Origin of the sequence: Catenuloplanes japonicus, from assembly GCF_000717135.1 — a bacterium.
Classification (GTDB): Bacteria; Actinomycetota; Actinomycetes; order Mycobacteriales; family Micromonosporaceae; genus Catenuloplanes; species Catenuloplanes japonicus.
On the sequence record NZ_JNXY01000005.1, the window covers coordinates 181,190 to 200,730 of the forward strand.

The window sequence follows — 19,541 nt, forward strand, 5'->3', positions numbered from 1 at the left end:
CGCTCATGCCGGGCTCCCCAGCACGTCGACGTCCGAAAGCGGTGCCCGCTCCGCCCCGGCGGACGTGCCCGGGTTCTCCAGCGCGCCGAGGTAGTAGTCCTTCTCGGTCTCGCCCAGGAACATCGCGTGCGGCGGCTTGCTCATCCCCTCCAGCAGCGGCGCGAGCAGCTGCTCCTTGGTGAAGATGAGATCCTGCCGGTTGTCGCGGGCCAGCTCGTACTCGTTCGACATGGTGAGCGAACGGGTCGGGCAGGCCTCGATGCAGAGCCCGCAGAAGATGCAGCGCGCGTAGTTGATCTGGTAGTTCTTCGCGTACCGCTCACCGGGCGAGAAGCGCTCCTCGTCGGTGTTGTCGCCGCCCTCGACGAAGATCGCGTCGGCCGGGCAGGCCCAGGCGCACAGCTCGCAGCCGATGCACTTCTCCAGGCCGTCCGGGTGCCGGTTGAGGATGTGCCGGCCGTGGTAGCGCGGCGCGGACACCGGAGGCTTGAAGGGGTAGTCGGTGGTGATGACCTTCCGGAACATGTGGGAGAAGGTCACTCCGAAGCCCTTGAAGGGATCCATCACGCCCACGTCACACCTCACTTCTGTCTGAAGAGACGTCGGCCGGCTGCCGCTCGGCGACCTGACGCGCGACGCGAGGGCTCGGGGGAACCTGCAGGTCGAGCGGCGGCAGCGGGAAGCTGCCCTGCGGACGGGCCGCGATCTGCTCGGCCAGGCTCGGCGCGGGCGCGGCCTTCTTGCCTGACGGCCACAGCACCGCGACCAGCACCACCACGAGGACGGCGGCACCGATCAGCGTGAACCGGGTCTGGGCCTCCAGGTCGGAGGTCTGCAGCACGCGCACGGTGGCGAGCAGCAGGATCCACACCAGGTTGACCGGGATCAGCACCTTCCAGCCGAAGCGCATGAACTGGTCGTAGCGCATCCGGGGAAGCGTGGCCCGCAGCCAGATGAAGACGAACAGGCAGAGCAGCACCTTGGCCAGGAACCAGAGCATCGGCCACCAGCCGGTGTTCGCCCCGGACCAGAGCGTGATCGGCCAGGTCGCGTGCCAGCCGCCCAGGAAGAGCGTGGTGCACAGCGCCGAGACGGTGATCATGTTGATGTACTCGGCCAGGAAGAACAGTGCGAACTTGAACGACGAGTACTCCGTGTGGAAGCCGCCGACCAGCTCGGACTCCGCCTCGGGCAGGTCGAACGGCGCCCGGTTCGTCTCACCGACCGCGGAGATCGCGTAGATGACGAAGCTCGGGGCGAGCAGCACCGCGTACCAGCCGGGTGCGGTGAAGTCGAGGCCGAAGAGCGAGACCTCGCGGCCGTCGCCCTGCGCCGCCACGATCTCCGACGTCGACATGGAGCCGGACATCATGAAGACCGCCACGATCGACAGCCCCATCGCGACCTCGTAGGAGATCATCTGGGCGCTGGAGCGCAGGCCGCCGAGCAGCGGGTACGTCGACCCGGACGCCCAGCCGGCCAGCACCACGCCGTAGATGCCCAGCGAGGAGCAGGCCAGCACCACCAGCACCGAGACCGGCACGTCCGTGACCTGGAGCGCGGTCTGCTGCCCGAAGATCGACACCACCGGGCCGAACGGGATGACCGCGAACGCGGTGAACGCGCAGGTCGCGGAGATGACCGGGGCGATGAAGTAGATCACCTTGTCCGCCGTACGCGGGATGATCTCCTCCTTGAACGGCAGCTTCAGGCCGTCCGTGAGGCTCTGCAGCCAGCCCTTCGGCCCGACCTGGTTCGGTCCGGGCCGGACCGCCATCCGGGCCACGACCTTGCGCTCATAGTTGATGGTGAACAGCGTCAGCAGCAGGAGCAGGACGAACACGCCCAGCACCTTGATCAGCGCGATCCACCAGACGTCGTTCTCGAACGTCTGCAACGTCGGATCCACTACGACTCACCTCCCGCCGCGCGCGGGGCCGGCAGGGGGCCGGACCCGTTCGGTGACGCGGCCACGGAGAGCCGCACGATCGATCCGGCCGTGCCGAGCGCGCGCCGGACCGTGGACCCGGGCGAGTTCGTCGGCAGCCAGACCACGCCGTCCGCGATGTCGGTGATCAGCGCGGGCAGCGTGATCGCGCCCCGCTCCGCACCGACCGTCACCGGCTCGCCGTTGCCGACGCCGAGCGCGGTCGCGGTCGCCTTGGACAACCGGGCCACCGGCGGCCGGGCCGTACCGTTCAGGTGCTCGTCGCCGTCGGTGAGCGAGCCCAGGTCGATCAGGTGGTGCCAGCTGGCGAGCACGGCCTCGTGCTCACCGGGCCGGGCCGGCGCGGTCGCGGCCACGGCCGGAGCCGACGGACGCGTCGAGCGGGTGGCCGGCAGGCTACCGAGCTCGCGGCGGACCCCGTTGACGTCGCCGGTGTGCAGCGCGGTGCCGAGCAGGTCGGCGAGCGCGTCGAGCACGCGGGCGTCCGTCATCGCGGTCGTCTTCAGCACGGCCTCGAAGGTGCGCAGCCGCCCCTCCCAGTCCACGAACGAGCCGGCCTTCTCGACCACGGGCGCGACCGGGAAGACCACGTCCGCGCGGCGGGTGACCGCGCCGGCCCGCTGCTCCAGGCTGACCAGGAACGGCACCGCGTCCAGCGCGGCCTCGGCCTGCCGGGGGTCGGCCAGATCGGCCGGGTCGACACCGGCCACGACCAGCGCGCCGAGCCGTCCGGTGGCGGCGGCCGCGATGATCCCGTCCGTGTCCCGGCCGGGGATCGAGGAGATCACGCCGGGCTCCAGGCCCCACGCGTTGGTGAGCTCCGCGCGGGCGCTCGCGTCCGACACCAGCCGGCCGCCGGGCAGCAGGTTGGGCAGGCAGCCGGCGTCGACCGCGCCCCGGTCACCGGCCCGGCGGGGAACCCAGGCCAGCTTCGCACCGGTACGCGACGCCAGCGCCGCGGCCGCGGACAGCGCGCCCGGCACGGTGGCCAGACGCTCGCCGACGAACAGGATCGCGCCCGGCTGGGACAGCGCGGACGCGACCGACGCGTCCTCGCCGAGCAGCCGCGCCTCGTCACCCGGCACGGCGCCGACCAGCACCGCGTCCAGCTTCTCGAAGCCGCGGCTGCGCCAGGACGCCACGGTCAGCACCGGCAGCCGGCGCTTGGTGAACGCCTTGCGCACGCGCAGGAAGAGGATCGGGCACTCCTCCTCCGGGTCCAGCCCGGCGAAGACCACCGCGGGCGCGGTGTCCACGTCCGCGTAGGTCACGTCCGTCCGGCCGGTCACCGAGGACGCCAGGAAGTCGGCCTCCTCCGCGGAGACCGGGCGGGCCCGGAAGTCGATGTCGTTGGAGCGCAGCGCGATCCGGGCGAACTTGGCGTACGCGTACGCGTCCTCCACCGTGAGCCGGCCGCCGGTCAGCACGCCGACGCCCTGCTCACCGTCCCGCGCCGCGCGCAGCCCCTCGGCCGCCACCGCGAGCGCCTCGCTCCAGGAGGCCTCGCGCAGCTCGCCGTTCTCCCGGACCAGCGGCGTGGAGAGGCGGCCGGACGCGGTCGCGTACCGGAAGCCCCACCGGCCCTTGTCGCAGTTCCACTCCTCGTTGACCGCGGGGTCCTCGCCGGCCAGCCGCCGCATCACCTTGCTGCGACGCCAGTCCGTGCGCTGGGAACACCCGGCGGAGCAGTGCTCGCACACGCTCGGCGTGGAGACCAGGTCGAACGGGCGGGCGCGGAACCGGTACTGCGCACCGGTGAGCGCGCCGACCGGGCAGATCTGCACGGTGTTGCCGGAGAAGTAGGAGTTGAACAGCACGTCGCCCTCGGACGCGACGTCGCCGGTCTTGGTGCCGCCGAAGAAGTCGTCCCGGTACGTGTTGATCTGCTCCCCGGACGACCGGTCCATCAGGTCGATGAACTTGTCGCCGGCGATCTCCTCGGAGAACCGCGTGCACCGCTGGCAGAGCACACACCGCTCGCGGTCCAGCAGCACCTGGCTGGAGATGTTGATCGGCTTCTCGTACTCGCGCTTGTGCTCGACGAAGCGCGACTCCGTGCGGCCGGTCGACATGGCCTGGTTCTGCAGCGGGCACTCGCCGCCCTTGTCACACATCGGGCAGTCGAGCGGGTGGTTGATGAGCAGCAGCTCCATCACGCCGCCCTGCGCCTTCTTGGCGACCGGCGAGGTGAGCTGCGTCTTGACGACCATGCCCTCCGCGACCGTCTGGGTGCACGAGGCGACCGGCTTGCGCTGGCCCTCCACCTCGACCAGGCACTGGCGGCAGGCGCCGGCCGGGGCGAGCAGCGGGTGGTCGCAGAAGCGCGGGATGGCGATCCCGAGCTGCTCCGCGACCCGGATCAGCAGCGCGCCCTTCGGCGCCGTGACCTCGATACCGTCGATGGTCAGCGTGACGGTGTCGGCCTTCTTCGCTACGTCGGTCACTGTGCCTCCCGGATGGGCGACTGCGGGGCTCCGCTACGCAGTCGCGGCCCGTCGAACAGCTGCGGCGCCGTTCGCTTCGCTGCACTCCTCGCGCCCATCAGTGCGCCCCCACCAGCTGCTTCGCGGAGAGCCGAGGAGCCTTGCGGCCCTCGATGTAGTCCAGGTAGTCCTGCTTGAAGTAGTTCAGCGAGGACGTCACCGAGCTGGTCGCGCCGTCGCCGAGGCCGCAGAACGAGCGGCCGAGCACGTTGTCGCAGGTGTCCAGCAGGGTGTCCAGGTCCGCGTGGGTGCCCTCGCCGGACAGGATCCGGCGGAACACCCGGACCATCCAGTAGTTGCCCTCGCGGCACGGGGTGCACTTGCCGCACGACTCGTGGTGGTAGAACTCCAGCCAGCGGTACGTCGCGTACACCGGGCAGTCCTGATCGCTGAAGATCTGGGTCGCCGTGGTGCCGAGGATCGACCCGGCCGCGGCCACGCCCTCGAAGTCCATCGGCGTGTCGATGTGCTCCGCGGCCAGCAGCGGCGTGGACGAGCCGCCCGGCGTCCAGAACTTCAGCTCGTGGCCGGGCAGCATGCCGCCGGCCAGCTCGATCAGCTCGCGCAGCGTGATGCCGAGGCCGCACTCGTACTGGCCCGGGTTCACCACGCGGCCGGAGAGCGAGTAGATCATCGGGCCGGCCGACTTCTCCGTGCCCATGCTCTTCCACCAGGCGGCACCGCCCAGCACGATGTACGGCACGCTGGAGATCGTCCCGACGTTGTTCACCACGGTCGGGCTGGCGTAGAGCCCGTGCGTGGCCGGGAACGGCGGCCGCAGCCGGGGCTGGCCGCGGAACCCCTCCAGCGAGTCGAGCAGCGCGGTCTCCTCACCGCAGATGTACGCACCCGCACCGCTGTGGATCACCAGGTCGAGGTTGAGCCCGGATCCGAGGATGTTCTTCCCCAGGTAGCCCTTCGCGTAGGCCTGGTCGACCGCGTTGCGCAGGCGCCGCGCGGCGTGAACTGCCTCACCTCTGATGTAGATGTAGGCGCGCTCCGCGCGGATCGCGTAGGAGGCGATGATCGCGCCCTCGATCAGCGAGTGCGGGTCGTGCGTCATCAGCGGCAGGTCCTTGCAGGTCCCCGGCTCGCCCTCATCGGCGTTGATCACCAGGTAGTGCGGCTTGCCGTCGCCCTGCGGGATGAAGCCCCACTTCAGGCCGGTCGGGAAGCCCGCTCCACCGCGTCCCCGCAGTCCCGAGTCCTTGATCAATTGGATAAGATCATCTGGGTGTACGGCGAGCGCCTTGCGCAGGGCCGCGTAACCGTCCAGCCGCTCATAGACGTCGATGTCCCACGCGTCCGGCGAGAGCCAGCGCTTGGTCAGCACCGGAGTCAGCTTCTCCAGCACCTCACGCCTCGGCGAGACCAGGGGAGAGTTCACCGTTCCGCCCTCATTTCGCGTCCTTCAGGTTCTTGGTCTGCGCGTCGGCGTTGTCGCCGGCCGGCTTGCGGTCCGAGGCAGGCGCGCTGGTCTTGGGGGGAGCGACCGGCGAGCCGCCGGCATCCTTCCGGGGGATGGGGGTGTCCAGGTTGAACCCGGGCACCGAGATGCCGTGCTCCTGGGCGAGCGTGACGCCACGCAGCGTGGGCGCACCGGCGACACCCTCACCCACCGCGCGCTCGCGCGGGTCGGAGAAGCCGGCGAGCTGCACCGCCATCTCCTTGAGCGTGCAGAGCCGCGGCGCCCGGCTGGGCGTCGGCGGGTTGCCGGCCTTGAGCGCCTCGACCACCTCGACCGCCGAGTCCGGCGTGACGTTGTCGAAGAAGTCGTAGTTGACGGTCAGCACCGGGCCGTAATCGCAGGCCGCGAGGCACTCCGCGTGCTCCAGCGTGATCTTTCCGTCGGCCGTGGTCTCGTCGTGCCCGACACCGAGCGTCTCGGAGAGCGTGTCGTAGACCTCCTGGCCGCCGAGCACGTTGCACATGGTGTTCGTGCAGACGCTGACCAGCCAGTCACCGGTCGGCCTGCGCTTATACATCGTGTAGAACGTGGCGACGGCGCCGACCTGCGCCTTGTTGATGCCGAGCACCTCGGCGCAGAACGCGACACCGGCCGGGCTGACGTAGCCCTCCTCGCTCTGCACCAGGTGCAGCAGCGGGAGCAGCGCCGACCGCTCGCGCCCCTCGGGGTAGCGGGCCAGGATCACCCTCGCCCGCTCGTACACCGTTTCCGTGAAGACCGTGGTCGTCATCTATCGATCACATCCGCCCATGACCGGATCCAGCGAGGCGCCACCGGCGATGACGTCGGCCAGCAGCGCACCCTCGGCCATCGCGGGAATGGCCTGGAGATTGACGAAACTGGGCTCGCGATAGTGCACGCGGTAGGGCCGTGTGCCTCCATCCGAGACCGCGTGCACGCCGAGCTCGCCGCGGGGCGCCTCGATCGACACGTACACCTGGCCGGCCGGGACCCGGAAGCCCTCGGTGACCAGCTTGAAGTGATGGATCAGCGACTCCATCGACTGACCCATGATCTTGGCGACGTGCTCCAGCGAGTTGCCCATGCCGTCCACGCCGATCGCGAGCTGCGCGGGCCAGGCGATCTTCTTGTCCGCGATCACCACCGGGCCGGGCTTGAGCCGGTCCAGCGCCTGCTCCACGATCTTCATGGACTCGCGGATCTCGGCCAGCCGGACCTCGTACCGGCCCCACACGTCGGCCGTGGTCGCGGTCGGGACCTCGAAGTCGTAGGTCTCGTAGCCCAGGTACGGCATGGTCTTGCGCAGGTCCCAGCCGAGGCCGGCCGCGCGCAGGACCGGGCCGGTGATGCCGAGTGCCAGGCACCCGGTCACGTCCAGCACCGCGACGCCCTTGGTCCGCTCGTGCCAGATGGGCTGACCGCTGAGCATGTCCTCGTACTCTTTGAGCTTCTTCGGCAGGTACGTCAGGAACTCCCGCGTCTTCCTGACCACGGAGTCCGGGATGTCCTGCGCGAGACCGCCCGGCCGGATGTACGCGTGGTTCATCCGCAGCCCGGAGGCCTCCTCGAAGATGTCCAGGATGTACTCACGCTCGCGGAAGCCGTAGAGCATCATCGAGATCGCGCCCAGCTCCATGCCGGTCGTCGCCAGCCAGACCAGGTGCGAACTGATCCGGTTCAGCTCCGTCATCAGCACGCGGATCGTGGTGGCGCGCTCGGTGATCTGCTCCTCGATGCCGAGCAGCTTCTCCACGGCCAGCGCGTACCCGAGCTCGTTGTGCATCGGCGCCAGGTAGTCCATGCGCGTCACGAACGTCGAGCCCTGCACCCAGTTCCGGTACTCGATGCTCTTCTCGATGCCGGTGTGCAGGTAACCGATGACCGGCCGCGCCTCGGTGACCGTCTCGCCCTCCAGCTCCAGCACCAGGCGCAGCACGCCGTGGGTGGACGGGTGCTGCGGACCCATGTTGACCACGATCCGCTCGTCGGTGAGCGGGTCGATGCCGGAGGTCACCTGGTCCCAGTCGCCACCGGTGACGGTGAAGACCTTGCCCTCGGTCGTGTCGCGTGAGGCGGCATAAGACTGTGTCATTGGTAGGTCCTCCGCGCGTCCGGCGGCGGAATCTCGGCGCCCTTGTACTCCACCGGGACCCCGCCGAGCGGGTAGTCCTTGCGTTGCGGGTGGCCCTCCCAGTCGTCCGGCATCAGGATCCGGGTCAGGTTGGGGTGGCCCACGAAGATCACGCCGAACATGTCGTACGTCTCCCGCTCCTGCCAGTCGGCGGTCGGGTAGATGCTGGTCACGCTCGGCACCTCGGGCGCGTCCGGCGTGACGCCGACCTCCAGCCGCACGCGGCGGCGGAACGTCATGGACGTCAGCTGGTACGCCACGTGCAGCCGCCGCTCGTCCGAGCCCAGGTAGTCCACGCCGGAGACGGACGAGCACAGCTCGAACCGCAGCGCCGGGTCGTCGCGCATCACGCGGCACACCTCGGCGATCCGCTCCGGCGCGATGTGCAGCGTCAGCTCGCCGCGGTGCACGTCGACCCGCTCGATCGCGTCCCCGAACTGCGGGTACGCCTCTTCCAGCGCGTCGTAGACCTCGTCCAGGTAGCCGCCGAACGGCCGCGGCGGCGTGACGACCGGCGGTCGCTGCCGCACCAGACCGCCGAAGCCGGAGGTGTCACCGGTGCCGGCGACGCCGAAGAGCCCCTTGCCCGCGCGCGTGGACGGCGGGTACTCCGCCGGTGCCCCCGTGGAGGCGCCGGCCGGGACCGGGTTCACGTCGGTCATGCCCCACCGTCCCGCAGGTGGTTCTGTGCCTTCATCCAGTTCTCGATGCGGAGCTGCTCCTCGCGGCCCTCGCGCACGGCCTGCTCCCACTGCGCGCGACGCGCCGGGTCGGCCCGGTAGGACGACGGCATCGCACCGGCCGCGACCAGCGGCATCTTGCCGTCGGCCTTGCGCTGGTCGAGCATCTTCCGCCCGTTCGGACCGAGTGGCGCGATCATCACCTTCTCGCGCATCTTGAGGATCGCGTCGATGAGCATCTCCGGCCGCGGCGGGCAGCCGGGCAGGTAGACGTCGACCGGGATGATGTGGTCGACGCCCTGGACGATCGCGTAGTTGTTGAACATGCCGCCGGACGAGGCGCAGACGCCCATCGAGATGACCGAGCGCGGCTCGGGCATCTGGTCGTAGATCTGCCGGACGACCGGTGCCATCTTCTGGCTCACCCGGCCCGCGACGATCATCAGGTCGGCTTGCCGGGGCGAGGCGCGGAACACCTCCATCCCCCATCGACCCAGGTCATAGTGGGGTCCGCCGGCCGCCATCATCTCGATGGCGCAGCATGCCAGGCCAAAGGTCGCGCCCCAGAACGACGACTTGCGTGCCCAGTTGGACAGCTTCTCCACGCTGGTCAGCAGGATCCCGCTCGGCAGCTTCTCCTCGATACCCATTGCCCGGCCCTCCTTCCCGATCTTGTCCATGTGCGGGTTGTGCAGGGGTTGTGCAATAAGCCTCGGGACTCAGTCCCAGTTGAGGCCGCCGCGGCGCCAGACGTAGGCGTAGGCGATGAAGACGGTGCCGATGAACAGGACCATCTCCACCAGCCCGAACAGGCCCAGCGCGTCGAAGGACACGGCCCACGGGTAGAGGAAGATCGTCTCGATGTCGAAGACGATGAAGAGCATCGCGGTCAGATAGAACTTGACCGGGAACCGCCCACCCCCGACCGGCTGAGGCGTCGGCTCGATGCCGCACTCATAGGCGTCGAGCTTGGCCCGGTTGTACCGCTTCGGCCCCACGATCGGCGCGATCGAGACGGAGAACAACGCGAAGAGCGCGCCGAGGACGAACAACGCGACGATGGGTACGTACGGCGAGAACGACATGTCGTCTCCTGGCTCCGGACGGGGGTGGGGGATGGTGCGTTCTGTTACCTATGTGATCTCTGTGACACTGACACTATTAGCGCTCTGAAACCGACTTGCTACCGGGGGTGGTTAAACGGCGGGGGCCACCTTGGTCATGGCATTGATGACCCTGTCCATGGCGTCACCGCCGCGCGGGTCCGTGAGGTTGGCCAGCAGCTTCAGCACGAATCGCATCAGCAGCGGCTGCGGCATGCCATACCGCGTGGCCATCTTCATGATCTCGGGGCGGCCGATCAGCTTCACGAAGATGCCGCCGAGCCGGTAGTAGCCGCCGTAGCGCGTCTTCAGCTCCGCCGCGTAGGCCCGCAGCGCGCGCTCCCGCTCCGGGCCCTCGGCACGCGCGAGCGCCTGCACGATGATCTCCGCGGCCAGCTCGCCGGACTCCATCGCATAGGCGATGCCCTCGCCGTTGAACGGATTCACCATGCCGCCCGAGTCGCCGACCAGCAGCGTGCCGCGGGTGTAGTGCGGCACGCGGTTGAAGCCCATCGGCAGCGCGGCGCCGAGGATCGGGCCGTCCGCGTTCGCCTCGTCGTTGGTGCCCCACTCGCCCGGCGTGGTGGCCAGCCAGTCCAGCAGCATGTGCCGGTAGTTGGTCTTGCCGTAGCCGGCGGAGGAGTTGAGCACGCCGAGGCCGACGTTGACGCGGCCGTCGCCCATGCCGAAGATCCACCCGTACCCGGGGAGAAGTTTGTCCGGATTTTCCCGGGAGCGAAGCTCCAGCCAGGACTCCAGGTAGTCGTCGTCGTGCTTGACCGGCGAGGTGTAGTAGCGGCGGACCGCCACGCCCATCGGCCGGTCGTCGCGCTTCGTGATGCCGAGCGCGATCGGCAGCCGGCCGGAGACGCCGTCCGCGGCGACCACCAGCGGCGCGCGGAACTCGACCGGCTCCTTGCCGGGACCGGACTCGGCCCGGACGCCGACCACCCGGCCGTCGTCGTCGAGCACCGGACCGACCACGTTCGTGCTGCTGTGCATGACCGCGCCGGCGCCGACCGCGCGTGTCGCCAGCATCTGGTCGAAGTCGAGCCGGGTGCGGGTCACGCCGTAGTTCGGGAAGGTGGCCAGCTCCGGCCAGTCCAGCTCCAGGCGGACACCGCCGCCGATCACCCGCAGACCCTTGTTGCGCAGCCAGCCGGCCTCTTCCGAGGTGTCGACACCCATCTTGATCAACTGCTTGACCGCGCGCGGGGTGAGCCCGTCGCCGCAGACCTTTTCCCGGGGGAACTCGGTCTTCTCGAGCAGCAGGACCCTGACCCCGTGACCGGCAAGGTGATATGCGGTCGCAGAGCCCCCTGGGCCCGCGCCCACCACGATCACGTCGGCCTGTCCGGCCTCAACGTGCGTCACGGCCACACCTCCTCGCATGTGCTAGTGAAGAACTTCACAAGCATGTGCGAGAGCAGTGTAGGCCCGCTGCGGATCTTTGTGTGTCTTAGGCCACCCTAATTGTTTCCGATCCGTTAAAGAGTTCTAGATAGATCACCCATATGGGTGACAAAACATCCCTTAAAGGGCGACGGACGCCCGCTTTGACGGCTTTTGTCGCCCACGAACGCGCCGCGGGTCGCTGCTTGACGGATGCCCCAAGCCCTTCCGGAGGCCCCTCGAAGCCCAAAATCAAGATCATCACGATGGTACGCCGGAAGCCTCCACCTGTCGGGCCGAGCGCCCCTTCCGGTCGGTGCCCGCGTGCGTCGAGCCACCGCGCGGCCCGGCGACGCGGCCTCGCCGGGCCGGCCCTTCCAGACGATCGGGACGCCCCCGATCGTGCAGAGAGCGACGCCGGGCGAGCGGTGCGCGGACAGCGCGCCGGCCGGCGAGGAGGTCAGGGCTTGACGGCGCGGTGCAGCGCGACGATGCCGCCGCTCAGGTTGCGCCAGGCCACCGCGGACCAGCCCGCCGCCCCGATGCGACCGGCCAGCTGCTCCTGGTTCGGCCACGCGCGGATGGACTCGGCCAGATACACGTAGGCGTCCGGGTTGCTGGAGACCGTGCGGGCCACCGCCGGGAGCGAGCGCATCAGGTACGACATGTAGACGCCGCGGAACGCCCCGTTGACCGGGTGGCTGAACTCGCAGACGACCAGCCGCCCGCCCGGACGCACGACGCGGGCCAGCTCGGCCAGCGCGCCGTCCACGTCCACCACGTTGCGGAGCGCGAAGGAGATGGTGACCGCGTCGAACGTCTCGTCCCTGAACGGCAGCCGCAGCGCGTCGCCGGCCAGCAGCGGCACGTCCGGCCGCACCTGGCGGCCCGCGCGCAACATGCCCTGCGACAGGTCCAGACCCACGGCGAACGCCCCGGAGCGGCCCAGCTCGAGCGTGGAGACCCCGGTGCCCGCGCCGACGTCCAGCACGCGCTGACCGAGCTTGAGCTGCAACGCCGCCCGGGTGGCCCGGCGCCAGCCGCGGTCCTGGCCGAACGAGAGGACCGTGTTGGTCAGGTCGTAGTTGCGCGCCACGCCGTCGAACATCGACGCGACCTCGTGTGGCTGTTTGTCCAAGTCTGCGCGGCTCACACCGTCCACTCTGCCAGAGCGTCCCCGAGAGCCGACGCGGGCACTTCCGTCAGGACATAAAAAAACCGCGGACCTGGCTTGCACCATGGTCCGCGGCACTGCATCTCTATATCAACGCCTATTGGCGGGTCGGGATTATCTTCGGGCCCGCCGGTAACGATGCGGACTCGGCGGGACCGCGAATTCATGACACTCGCGCAACGAATGACACAGGCCGCGTCGCAATACGCCCACTTGCGACACCTTGCCGGAATCGCCGGTCCGGAAAGCGACAACGCCGCGAGCCTGTGGCCCGCGGCGTTGTCTTTGTGTTGCTTTGATGGTGACTCGTAGCCACCTTATCGCTGGATCAGAGCGACGAGTTCTCGTCACCCGGAGCGACCGTGACGACCCGGCGACGGCGGGCCATCATGAACATCGCGGCACCGGCCACGACGACCGCGGCACCGAGGCCACCGATCACGCCGACCTGCACACCGGTGTTCGGCAGCGGGGGCTCCTCGCCGCCGCCACCGTTGCCACCCGGCACGGCCACGAGCGCGGCAAACTCAGCGCTGTGCACGACCGCCGGCGGCTTCGGGGTGGAGGGGGACGGGGAGGGCGAGTTCGGCGTGGAGACCGACGGGGACGGCGACGGCGACTCGGGGTTCGACGGCGACGGAGAAGGCGACTCCGGGTTCGACGGCGAAGGAGACGGCGAGTTCGGCGTGGAGACCGACGGGGACGGCGACGGGGAGGTCGGCGGCTTCGGCGGCTGACCGCAGTTGCCACCGCCGTGGCCCCAGCCACCGCCGTGGCCCCAGCCCTTGCCACCGTTGCCACCGCCGTGCTTGCCGCCGGTCGTCTTGAACGACGCCAGCTGCACGCCCGAGTTCGTACCGGTGAAGGACGCCGGCTTGAACTCGGCGGCCGCGGCGGCGATCTCGGCCTCGGCGCCGGTCTCGAACTCGGCGGCCTCGGTGATCTTGCCGGTGGACTTGCCACCGGTGAGCTTCGGGCCCTTGGCGTCCGCGGCGATGGTCACCTTGAACGGCACGGACCAGGCGGAGAAGACCTCGTCCTCCTCGGACTCCTCGCCGACCGGAACCAGGCTCCAGCCCTCGGAGAGGTCACAGGTGACGGTCTGACCCGCGTAATCACAGGTCTTCCAGCCGTCCGCGTCGGCGCCCTTGAAGGTGACGCCGTCCGGCAGCGTGACGCTCAGCTCGAAACCGGTGATGACAACCGAGCTGGCGTTCGTGATGGTGGTGTTCACCGTGGCGTCGCTGCCGGGGGACAGCGGCGCACCGTTCGCGCCGGTGATGTCGTCGGTGACAATGCTGAAATCGGCGCTGTCGGAGACAGCGGCGAAAGCCGGGGCTGCAAAGAACCCGGTGGCGCCCGCAGCCAGCGCAGTGGCGGCACAGAGACGGGCGAAGTTCCGCGTGCGGAACGACATTATTTGGCTCCTCGGGTACGAGGACGGTCGGGACGCTGGGACGTTAACGAAGACATATCAATTCGTCTACTGCACAAATCGGACAGTCCGCTGTGAGCTATACCTCGCAGGTCCGCATATGTCCGGATTTGTGAAGACTTAAAACGGGCTTAAGTGGACCTTTGGCCCGCCTGTGGACCGCAAAAATTCTCCGGAAAGCAGCACAATCATCGGCCGAACGGGGGATCGAGCGCCTTCCGAATATGCGCTCTGAGCATCCGCCCGGTCACTCCACGCATTTACGGTGACAAAAGCCCGGGACGTCCGGCAGAACGACCGAGCAATGTAGACCGTTCAACTACATTGCTTTTCCTGAACCCCCGCCGGTAACGCGCAGTCACCACCTGTCGCCACTCGGCACCATCACGGCGACGAGCGCGACCCGGAAACGACGGCGACAACGACGGCGGCGCGACGAACGGCGGCCGGCATGGGCGACTCCCCTCTCGGCGAGGACGGGCAGGGCCCCGGACGCTAACCGGTGCCCGCAAACCCGGATCCGCCCGTAAATGCACAATCGGGGCGCACGAATGCTTAAAACGGCCTTAAGCAACCCTTAGGCGCGGCGCACCCGACCGAAAAGGCGACGCCGGAATGGGCCGATCGGTGGAGGGAGACACGGAAAAGCGCGGCCCCCGCACATCGGGGACCGCGCCGAAAACGAACGACTCAGTGCGCGTCGACCAACGGCAGCGACCGTCCCACGCCACCGCCGGGAATGGCGATCGACGAGAAGTGCGACGTCACGCGGTCGTCCGTGGGATCGTCCGCCGGCGTGTGGTGCACGGCCAGGTGCCGGTAGAGCGTGTCGCGCTGCGCCGGGATGCGGCCGGCCGACCGGATCATCCAGATCAGGTCGTGCAGGTTCGACCGGTGCTTCGCGCCGGCGGAGGAGATCACGTTCTCCTCCAGCATGATCGAGCCGAGATCGTCCACGCCCATGTGCAGCGACAGCTGGCCGACCTCCTTGCCCGTGGTCAGCCAGGACGCCTGCAGGTGGTCCACGTTGTGAAGGAAGAGCCGGGACATCGCGATGAACCGGAGATATTCCAGCGTGGTGGCCTGGGTGCGGCCCTTCAGGTGGTTGTTCTCCGGCTGGTAGGTCCACGGGATGAACGCGCGGAAGCCGCCGGTGCGGTCCTGCACGTCGCGGATCATCGCGATGTGCTCGACGCGCTCCGCGTGCGTCTCGCCGGTGCCCATCATCATGGTCGCGGTCGACTCGATGCCGTGCCCGTGCGCGGTCTCCATCACCTCGAGCCAGCGCGCACCGGACTCCTTGAGCGGCGCGATCGCCTTCCGCGGCCGCTCCGGCAGCATCTCCGCGCCGGCGCCGGCGATCGAGTCCAGCCCGGCGGCCTTGATCCGGAGGATCGCGTCCTCGATCGAGATGCCGTCGACCTTCGCCATGTGCAGGATCTCGGACGGGCCGATCGAGTGGATCGCGAGCTGCGGATAGGCCGCCTTGACCGAGGAGAACAGGTTCTCGTAGTAGGAGGTGCCGTAATCCGGGTGGTGGCCGCCCTGCAGCATCACCTGGGTCGCGCCCAGGTCGACGGCCTCGCCGCACCGGCGGAGGATCTCCTCCATCGGGTGCGACCAGCCCTCCTTGTGCTTCGGCGCGCGGAAGAACGCGCAGAACTTGCAGGCGGTCACGCAGACGTTCGTGTAGTTGATGTTGCGGTCGATCAGGTAGGTGACGATCCCGTCCGGGTATCGCCGCCGGCGCACGGCATCGGCGGCCTCGCCCATCTCGTGCAGCGGGGCGTCGGTGTAGATGAGCAGCGCCTCCTCGGGCGTGATCCGCCCGCCGTCCGCGCCACGCTGCAGGATGTCGTCGATCTCCCTGTTCACCGTCACCCCCCGAGCCTACGTCCATTCGGTCGAGGCATGCCGCGTCGCAGGTCACGATGCCGGTATCGTCGGGCGGTCCACGCGGAGGAATGAGGCGGCGCGCATGCTGGTGGTGCACGGTGGCTGGCACGACGGCCGCCTGGTGCTCTGGGCCGAGGACACCGGACGTGCCACGGCCGACGACCAAAAGCAGATCAAGATCAAAATCAAGCCTCATCGGTACGCCGCGGAGGCGCACGATCTGGCCAATGCCCTGCCTGCCGCAGGCGAGGAGACCACGCTCCCGATCGCGCTCCCCAGCTCCACGCGACACCCGCTGCCCTCGCCGGAGAGCGGCATCCCGCTCACCGCGCGCACGCCCCGGCTCACCCGCTGGTCCGTCCCCGCACTGCTCGTCACACCGGCCGACGCGCTGCCGTTCCTGCGCGCGGAGACGGACGGCACCTGGGCCCCGGCCGAGTCGCTGCGCTACCTGGGCGCGGTCGCGGAGCTGGCCGAGGACCTGGTCCGGCGCGGACGCATGCTGCCGCAGCTGGTGGGCGACGAGGCCCGCTGGCGCGCCGTGCTGACCGGCGCGGACGCGGCCGCGTTCCGGATGTTCGCGCAGGCCATGCCGCCCTCCTGCCGTGCGCTCGGCGAGACCGAGAAACGCGCTGATGACGTACTCCGGCAGGCTCTTGATCTTCTGGTTGATGCCGCCGCCCGGGTCGCGTTCCCGGAGCGGTTGCTGCTCGGGCACCGGCCCGGGAGCCGCGCGCCGCTGGCCGACCGCTGGATGGTGGCGCTCGCCGGCGACGATCCCGCGCTGCCAGGCGCGAGAAGGACCGAGGCCGAGGCGCTGCGGACCGCGCTGACCGGCTGGTTCGACGCGGCGCAGGCGGCGAACGGCCCGGCGCGCGTGAGTTTCCGGCTGGACGAGCCGGTGCAGGGCGCGGACGAGTGGTGGCTGGAGTTCGCGCTGCAGTCCACGGAGGACCCGGCGCACTCCGTGGCCGCGGAGGACGTGTTCGAGGGCGCGGCGCCGTGGCCGCGCGCGGACGAGACGCTGCTGGCCGGCCTGGGTCGCGCGGTGCGGCTGTTCCCCGCGCTCTACGAGTCGTTGCGCAAGGCCCGCCCGGACGGCCTGGAGCTGGACACGGCCGGCGCGTTCAACTTCCTCAGCGCCGCCGCGCCGTTGCTGCAGGCCGCGGGCTACGGCGTGCAACTGCCGTCCTGGGCCGGCAAACGCGGCCTCGGCCTGAAACTGACCGCGAAGAGCAAGAAGACGAAGTCCGGCCCGAAGGCGGTGGCGGCGCAGGGCTTCGGCATGTCCGAGCTGGTCGACTACCGGCTGGACCTGATGGTCGGCGACGAGGCGATCGACGCGGCCGAGCTGGAACGGCTGGCGCTGCTCAAGGTGCCGCTGATCCGGGTCCGCGGCCGCTGGGTCGAGCTGGACGACCGGCAGCTGAAGGCCGCGCTCAAGGCCGTGGGCCGCCGGCGCGAGGGCGAGCTGACCGCGGCGGACGTGCTGGCGCTGGTGGTCGACGGCGGCGAGCCGGACCTGCCGATCGTCGACGTGGACGTGGACGGCCCGCTCGGCGACCTGCTCTCCGGCCAGGCGGCGGACCGGCTGACGCCGATCGCCACGCCGGACGGGTTCGCCGGCACGCTCCGGCCGTACCAGGAGCGGGGTCTGTCCTGGTTGTCGTTCCTGTCCCGGCTCGGGCTCGGCGGCATCCTGGCGGACGACATGGGCCTCGGCAAGACCGCGCAGACGCTCAGCCTGCTGGTGTCCGAGAAGTCCGACGATACCGGCCCCACGCTGCTGATCTGCCCGATGTCGCTGGTGTCGAACTGGCGCAAGGAGGCGGAGCGGTTCGCGCCCGGCCTCACCGTGCACGTCCACCACGGCGCCGGCCGCGACCCGGCCGCGCTGGCCAAGCACGACCTGGTGATCACCACCTACGGCACCGCGCTGCGCGACCTGGAACTGCTCAGGGAACAGCAGTGGGAGCGCGTGGTCTGCGACGAGGCGCAGGCGCTGAAGAACAGCGGCACCCGGCAGGCCCAGGCCGCGCGCGCGATCCCGGCGCGGACCCGGCTGGCGCTGTCCGGCACGCCGGTGGAGAACCACCTGGCCGAGCTGTGGTCGCTGCTCGAGTTCTGCAACCCGGGGATGCTCGGCACCGCCAAGCACTTCCGGTCGCGCTACCAGGAGCCGATCGAGGCGCGGCAGGACGAGTACGCGGCCGCCGCGCTCAAGCGCGCCACCGGACCGTTCGTGCTGCGCCGCCTCAAGACCGACAGGTCGATCATCACGGACCTGCCGGAGAAGCTGGAGGTGAAGGTGTGGTGCACGCTCACGCCGGAGCAGGCCACGCTCTACGCCGCGGTCGTCGAGGAGATGATGGCGACCATCGCGTCCACCACCGGCATCGAGCGGCGCGGCAACGTGCTGGCCGCGATGACCCGGCTCAAGCAGGTCTGCAACCACCCGGCGCACCTGCTCAAGGACGGTTCCGCGCTGCCCGGCCGCTCCGGCAAGCTGGACCGGCTGGAGTCGCTGTGCGAGGAGATCGTGGCGGACGGGGAGAAGGGCCTGGTCTTCACGCAGTACGCGGAGTTCGGCGCGCTGCTCCAGCCCTACCTCCAGGCCCGCCTCGGCCGCCCGGTGCTCTGGCTGCACGGCGGGCTCACCAAGGCGCGGCGCGACGAGCTGGTCGAGACGTTCCAGACCGGTGACGAGCCGACGATCTTCCTGCTCTCGCTGAAGGCGGCCGGCACCGGCCTCAACCTGACCGCGGCCAACCACGTCGTGCACGTCGACCGGTGGTGGAACCCGGCCGTCGAGGACCAGGCCACGGACCGCGCCTACCGCATCGGCCAGCGGAAGAACGTGCAGGTCCGCAAGTTCATCTGCACCGGCACCCTGGAGGAGCGGATCGACGAGATGATCGAGCGGAAGAAGTCGCTCGCCGAGTCCGTGGTCGGCACCGGCGAGGAGTGGATCACGGATCTGTCCACGGACGCGCTGCGCGACCTGTTCGCGCTCGACCCGGCGGGGGTGGCCTGATGCCGGTCGGACGGGACGGCTGGTTCGAGGCCGCACGACCCATCGCCGTCGACGGCGGCCTGCGGGCCCGGTCGCAGCGCGGCGCGATAGGCGAGCAGTGGTGGTCGCGGCACTTCACCGGGATCCTGGAGGACATCTGCGACGCCGGGCGGCTCGCGCGCGGTCGCGCCTACGCCCGCAAGGGCCAGGTGCTCAGCCTCTCGGTGGCGCCGGGGACCGTCACCGCGCTCGTGCAGGGTTCCCGGCCGAAGCCCTATCAGGCCACGATCACCATCCAGCGGTACGACGAGAGCCGCTGGACCGCGATCGAGGAGTCGCTGGCCTCACAGGCTCTGTACCGCGCGAAGCTGCTCGCCGGCGAGATGCCCACCGAGATCGTGGACGTGTTCGACGCGCTCGGGGCACCGCTGTTCCCGTCGTCGCTCTCCATGGAGTGCAGCTGCCCGGACTGGGGGCTGCCGTGCAAGCACCTGTCCGCCGCGCTCTACCTGCTGGCGGAGGCGTTCGACGAGGACCCGTTCCTGGTGCTGGCGTGGCGGGGGCGTACCCGTGAGGAGTTGCTGGGGTCGCTGGGGACCGCACCGGTGGCCTATGACGCGCTGGCCGTGGAGCACGTGCCGCTGGCCGAGACGCTGGACGATTTCTGGGCGCCCGGCGCCTCCCCGGCCAAGCTCCGCGAGCACGGCGTGAATCGCGTCACGGCCCCGCCTGACCTGCTACTTCGCGCGCTGGACCCGCCGGACGTGCGCGTTCGCCATATTCCGTTGGTGGATCTGCTGCGCGCGGCCTACCGTTCGCTTGATGGTGGCGACGTGCCAGAAGAAACGGGGACTTAG

Annotated in this window: 15 protein-coding genes; 2 read left to right on the top strand and 13 right to left on the bottom strand. The window is 69.7% G+C overall.

Going from position 1 to position 19,541, the window contains the following annotated elements; genetic code table 11:
* Positions 1-3: 3 nt before the first annotated feature.
* The 13 genes from nuoI to mqnC all read right to left on the bottom strand — a co-directional run bounded on the left by nuoI (position 4) and on the right by mqnC (position 15,656).
* Positions 4-564 (bottom strand): NADH-quinone oxidoreductase subunit NuoI, encoded by a 561-nt coding sequence (gene nuoI / locus OP04_RS48430; RefSeq protein ID WP_157239590.1) that lies wholly within the window; start codon positions 562-564, stop codon positions 4-6.
* 10 nt (positions 565-574) lie between these two features.
* The gene (nuoH, locus tag OP04_RS09895; RefSeq protein ID WP_033339242.1) at positions 575-1,909 is read right to left on the bottom strand and encodes an NADH-quinone oxidoreductase subunit NuoH; all 1,335 of its coding nucleotides are present in this window, start codon (positions 1,907-1,909) and stop codon (positions 575-577) included.
* Complete coding sequence (locus OP04_RS09900) at positions 1,909-4,392, bottom strand: NADH-quinone oxidoreductase subunit G (protein WP_033339243.1); 2,484 nt, start codon at positions 4,390-4,392, stop codon at positions 1,909-1,911. Before OP04_RS09900 ends, nuoH begins: the two co-directional genes overlap by 1 nt.
* A 97-nt stretch (positions 4,393-4,489) precedes the next feature.
* A complete protein-coding gene (nuoF, locus tag OP04_RS09905) occupies positions 4,490-5,806 on the bottom strand; it encodes an NADH-quinone oxidoreductase subunit NuoF (protein ID WP_033339419.1) in 1,317 nt (438 codons plus the stop codon).
* Between the two features lie 22 nt (positions 5,807-5,828).
* Entirely contained in the window at positions 5,829-6,629 is an 801-nt protein-coding gene (gene nuoE / locus OP04_RS09910; RefSeq protein ID WP_033339244.1) for an NADH-quinone oxidoreductase subunit NuoE, read from the bottom strand.
* The gene (locus tag OP04_RS09915; protein WP_033339245.1) at positions 6,630-7,952 is read right to left on the bottom strand and encodes an NADH-quinone oxidoreductase subunit D; all 1,323 of its coding nucleotides are present in this window, start codon (positions 7,950-7,952) and stop codon (positions 6,630-6,632) included. It lies immediately after the preceding gene.
* Positions 7,949-8,653, bottom strand: coding sequence for an NADH-quinone oxidoreductase subunit C (locus OP04_RS09920; protein ID WP_033339246.1), 705 nt, complete (start codon positions 8,651-8,653; stop codon positions 7,949-7,951). Before OP04_RS09920 ends, OP04_RS09915 begins: the two co-directional genes overlap by 4 nt.
* A complete protein-coding gene (locus tag OP04_RS09925) occupies positions 8,650-9,321 on the bottom strand; it encodes a NuoB/complex I 20 kDa subunit family protein (protein WP_033339420.1) in 672 nt (223 codons plus the stop codon). The genes OP04_RS09920 and OP04_RS09925 overlap by 4 nt, the downstream gene beginning before the upstream one ends.
* Positions 9,322-9,390: 69 nt before the next feature.
* Positions 9,391-9,756 carry an NADH-quinone oxidoreductase subunit A gene (locus OP04_RS09930; protein ID WP_033339247.1) on the bottom strand — a complete coding sequence of 122 codons (366 nt, stop codon included), beginning with the start codon at positions 9,754-9,756 and terminating at the stop codon, positions 9,391-9,393.
* 111 nt (positions 9,757-9,867) lie between these two features.
* Positions 9,868-11,148, bottom strand: a complete 1,281-nt coding sequence (locus OP04_RS09935; RefSeq protein WP_033339421.1) for a geranylgeranyl reductase family protein — start codon at positions 11,146-11,148, stop codon at positions 9,868-9,870.
* Between the two features lie 478 nt (positions 11,149-11,626).
* On the bottom strand, positions 11,627-12,319 hold the full coding sequence (locus tag OP04_RS09940) for a demethylmenaquinone methyltransferase (RefSeq protein WP_269746675.1): 693 nt from the start codon (positions 12,317-12,319) through the stop codon (positions 11,627-11,629).
* 349 nt (positions 12,320-12,668) lie between these two features.
* Positions 12,669-13,757 carry a hypothetical protein gene (locus tag OP04_RS54565; protein ID WP_033339249.1) on the bottom strand — a complete coding sequence of 363 codons (1,089 nt, stop codon included), beginning with the start codon at positions 13,755-13,757 and terminating at the stop codon, positions 12,669-12,671.
* A gap of 708 nt (positions 13,758-14,465) precedes the next feature.
* On the bottom strand, positions 14,466-15,656 hold the full coding sequence (mqnC, locus tag OP04_RS09950; protein WP_033339250.1) for a cyclic dehypoxanthinyl futalosine synthase: 1,191 nt from the start codon (positions 15,654-15,656) through the stop codon (positions 14,466-14,468).
* A gap of 97 nt (positions 15,657-15,753) precedes the next feature.
* On the opposite strand from mqnC, the gene OP04_RS09955 reads away from it, so the two are divergent.
* The gene (locus tag OP04_RS09955) at positions 15,754-18,705 is read left to right on the top strand and encodes a DEAD/DEAH box helicase (RefSeq protein WP_033339251.1); all 2,952 of its coding nucleotides are present in this window, start codon (positions 15,754-15,756) and stop codon (positions 18,703-18,705) included.
* Positions 18,705-19,541 (top strand): SWIM zinc finger family protein, encoded by an 837-nt coding sequence (locus tag OP04_RS09960; RefSeq protein WP_033339252.1) that lies wholly within the window; start codon positions 18,705-18,707, stop codon positions 19,539-19,541. The genes OP04_RS09955 and OP04_RS09960 overlap by 1 nt, the downstream gene beginning before the upstream one ends.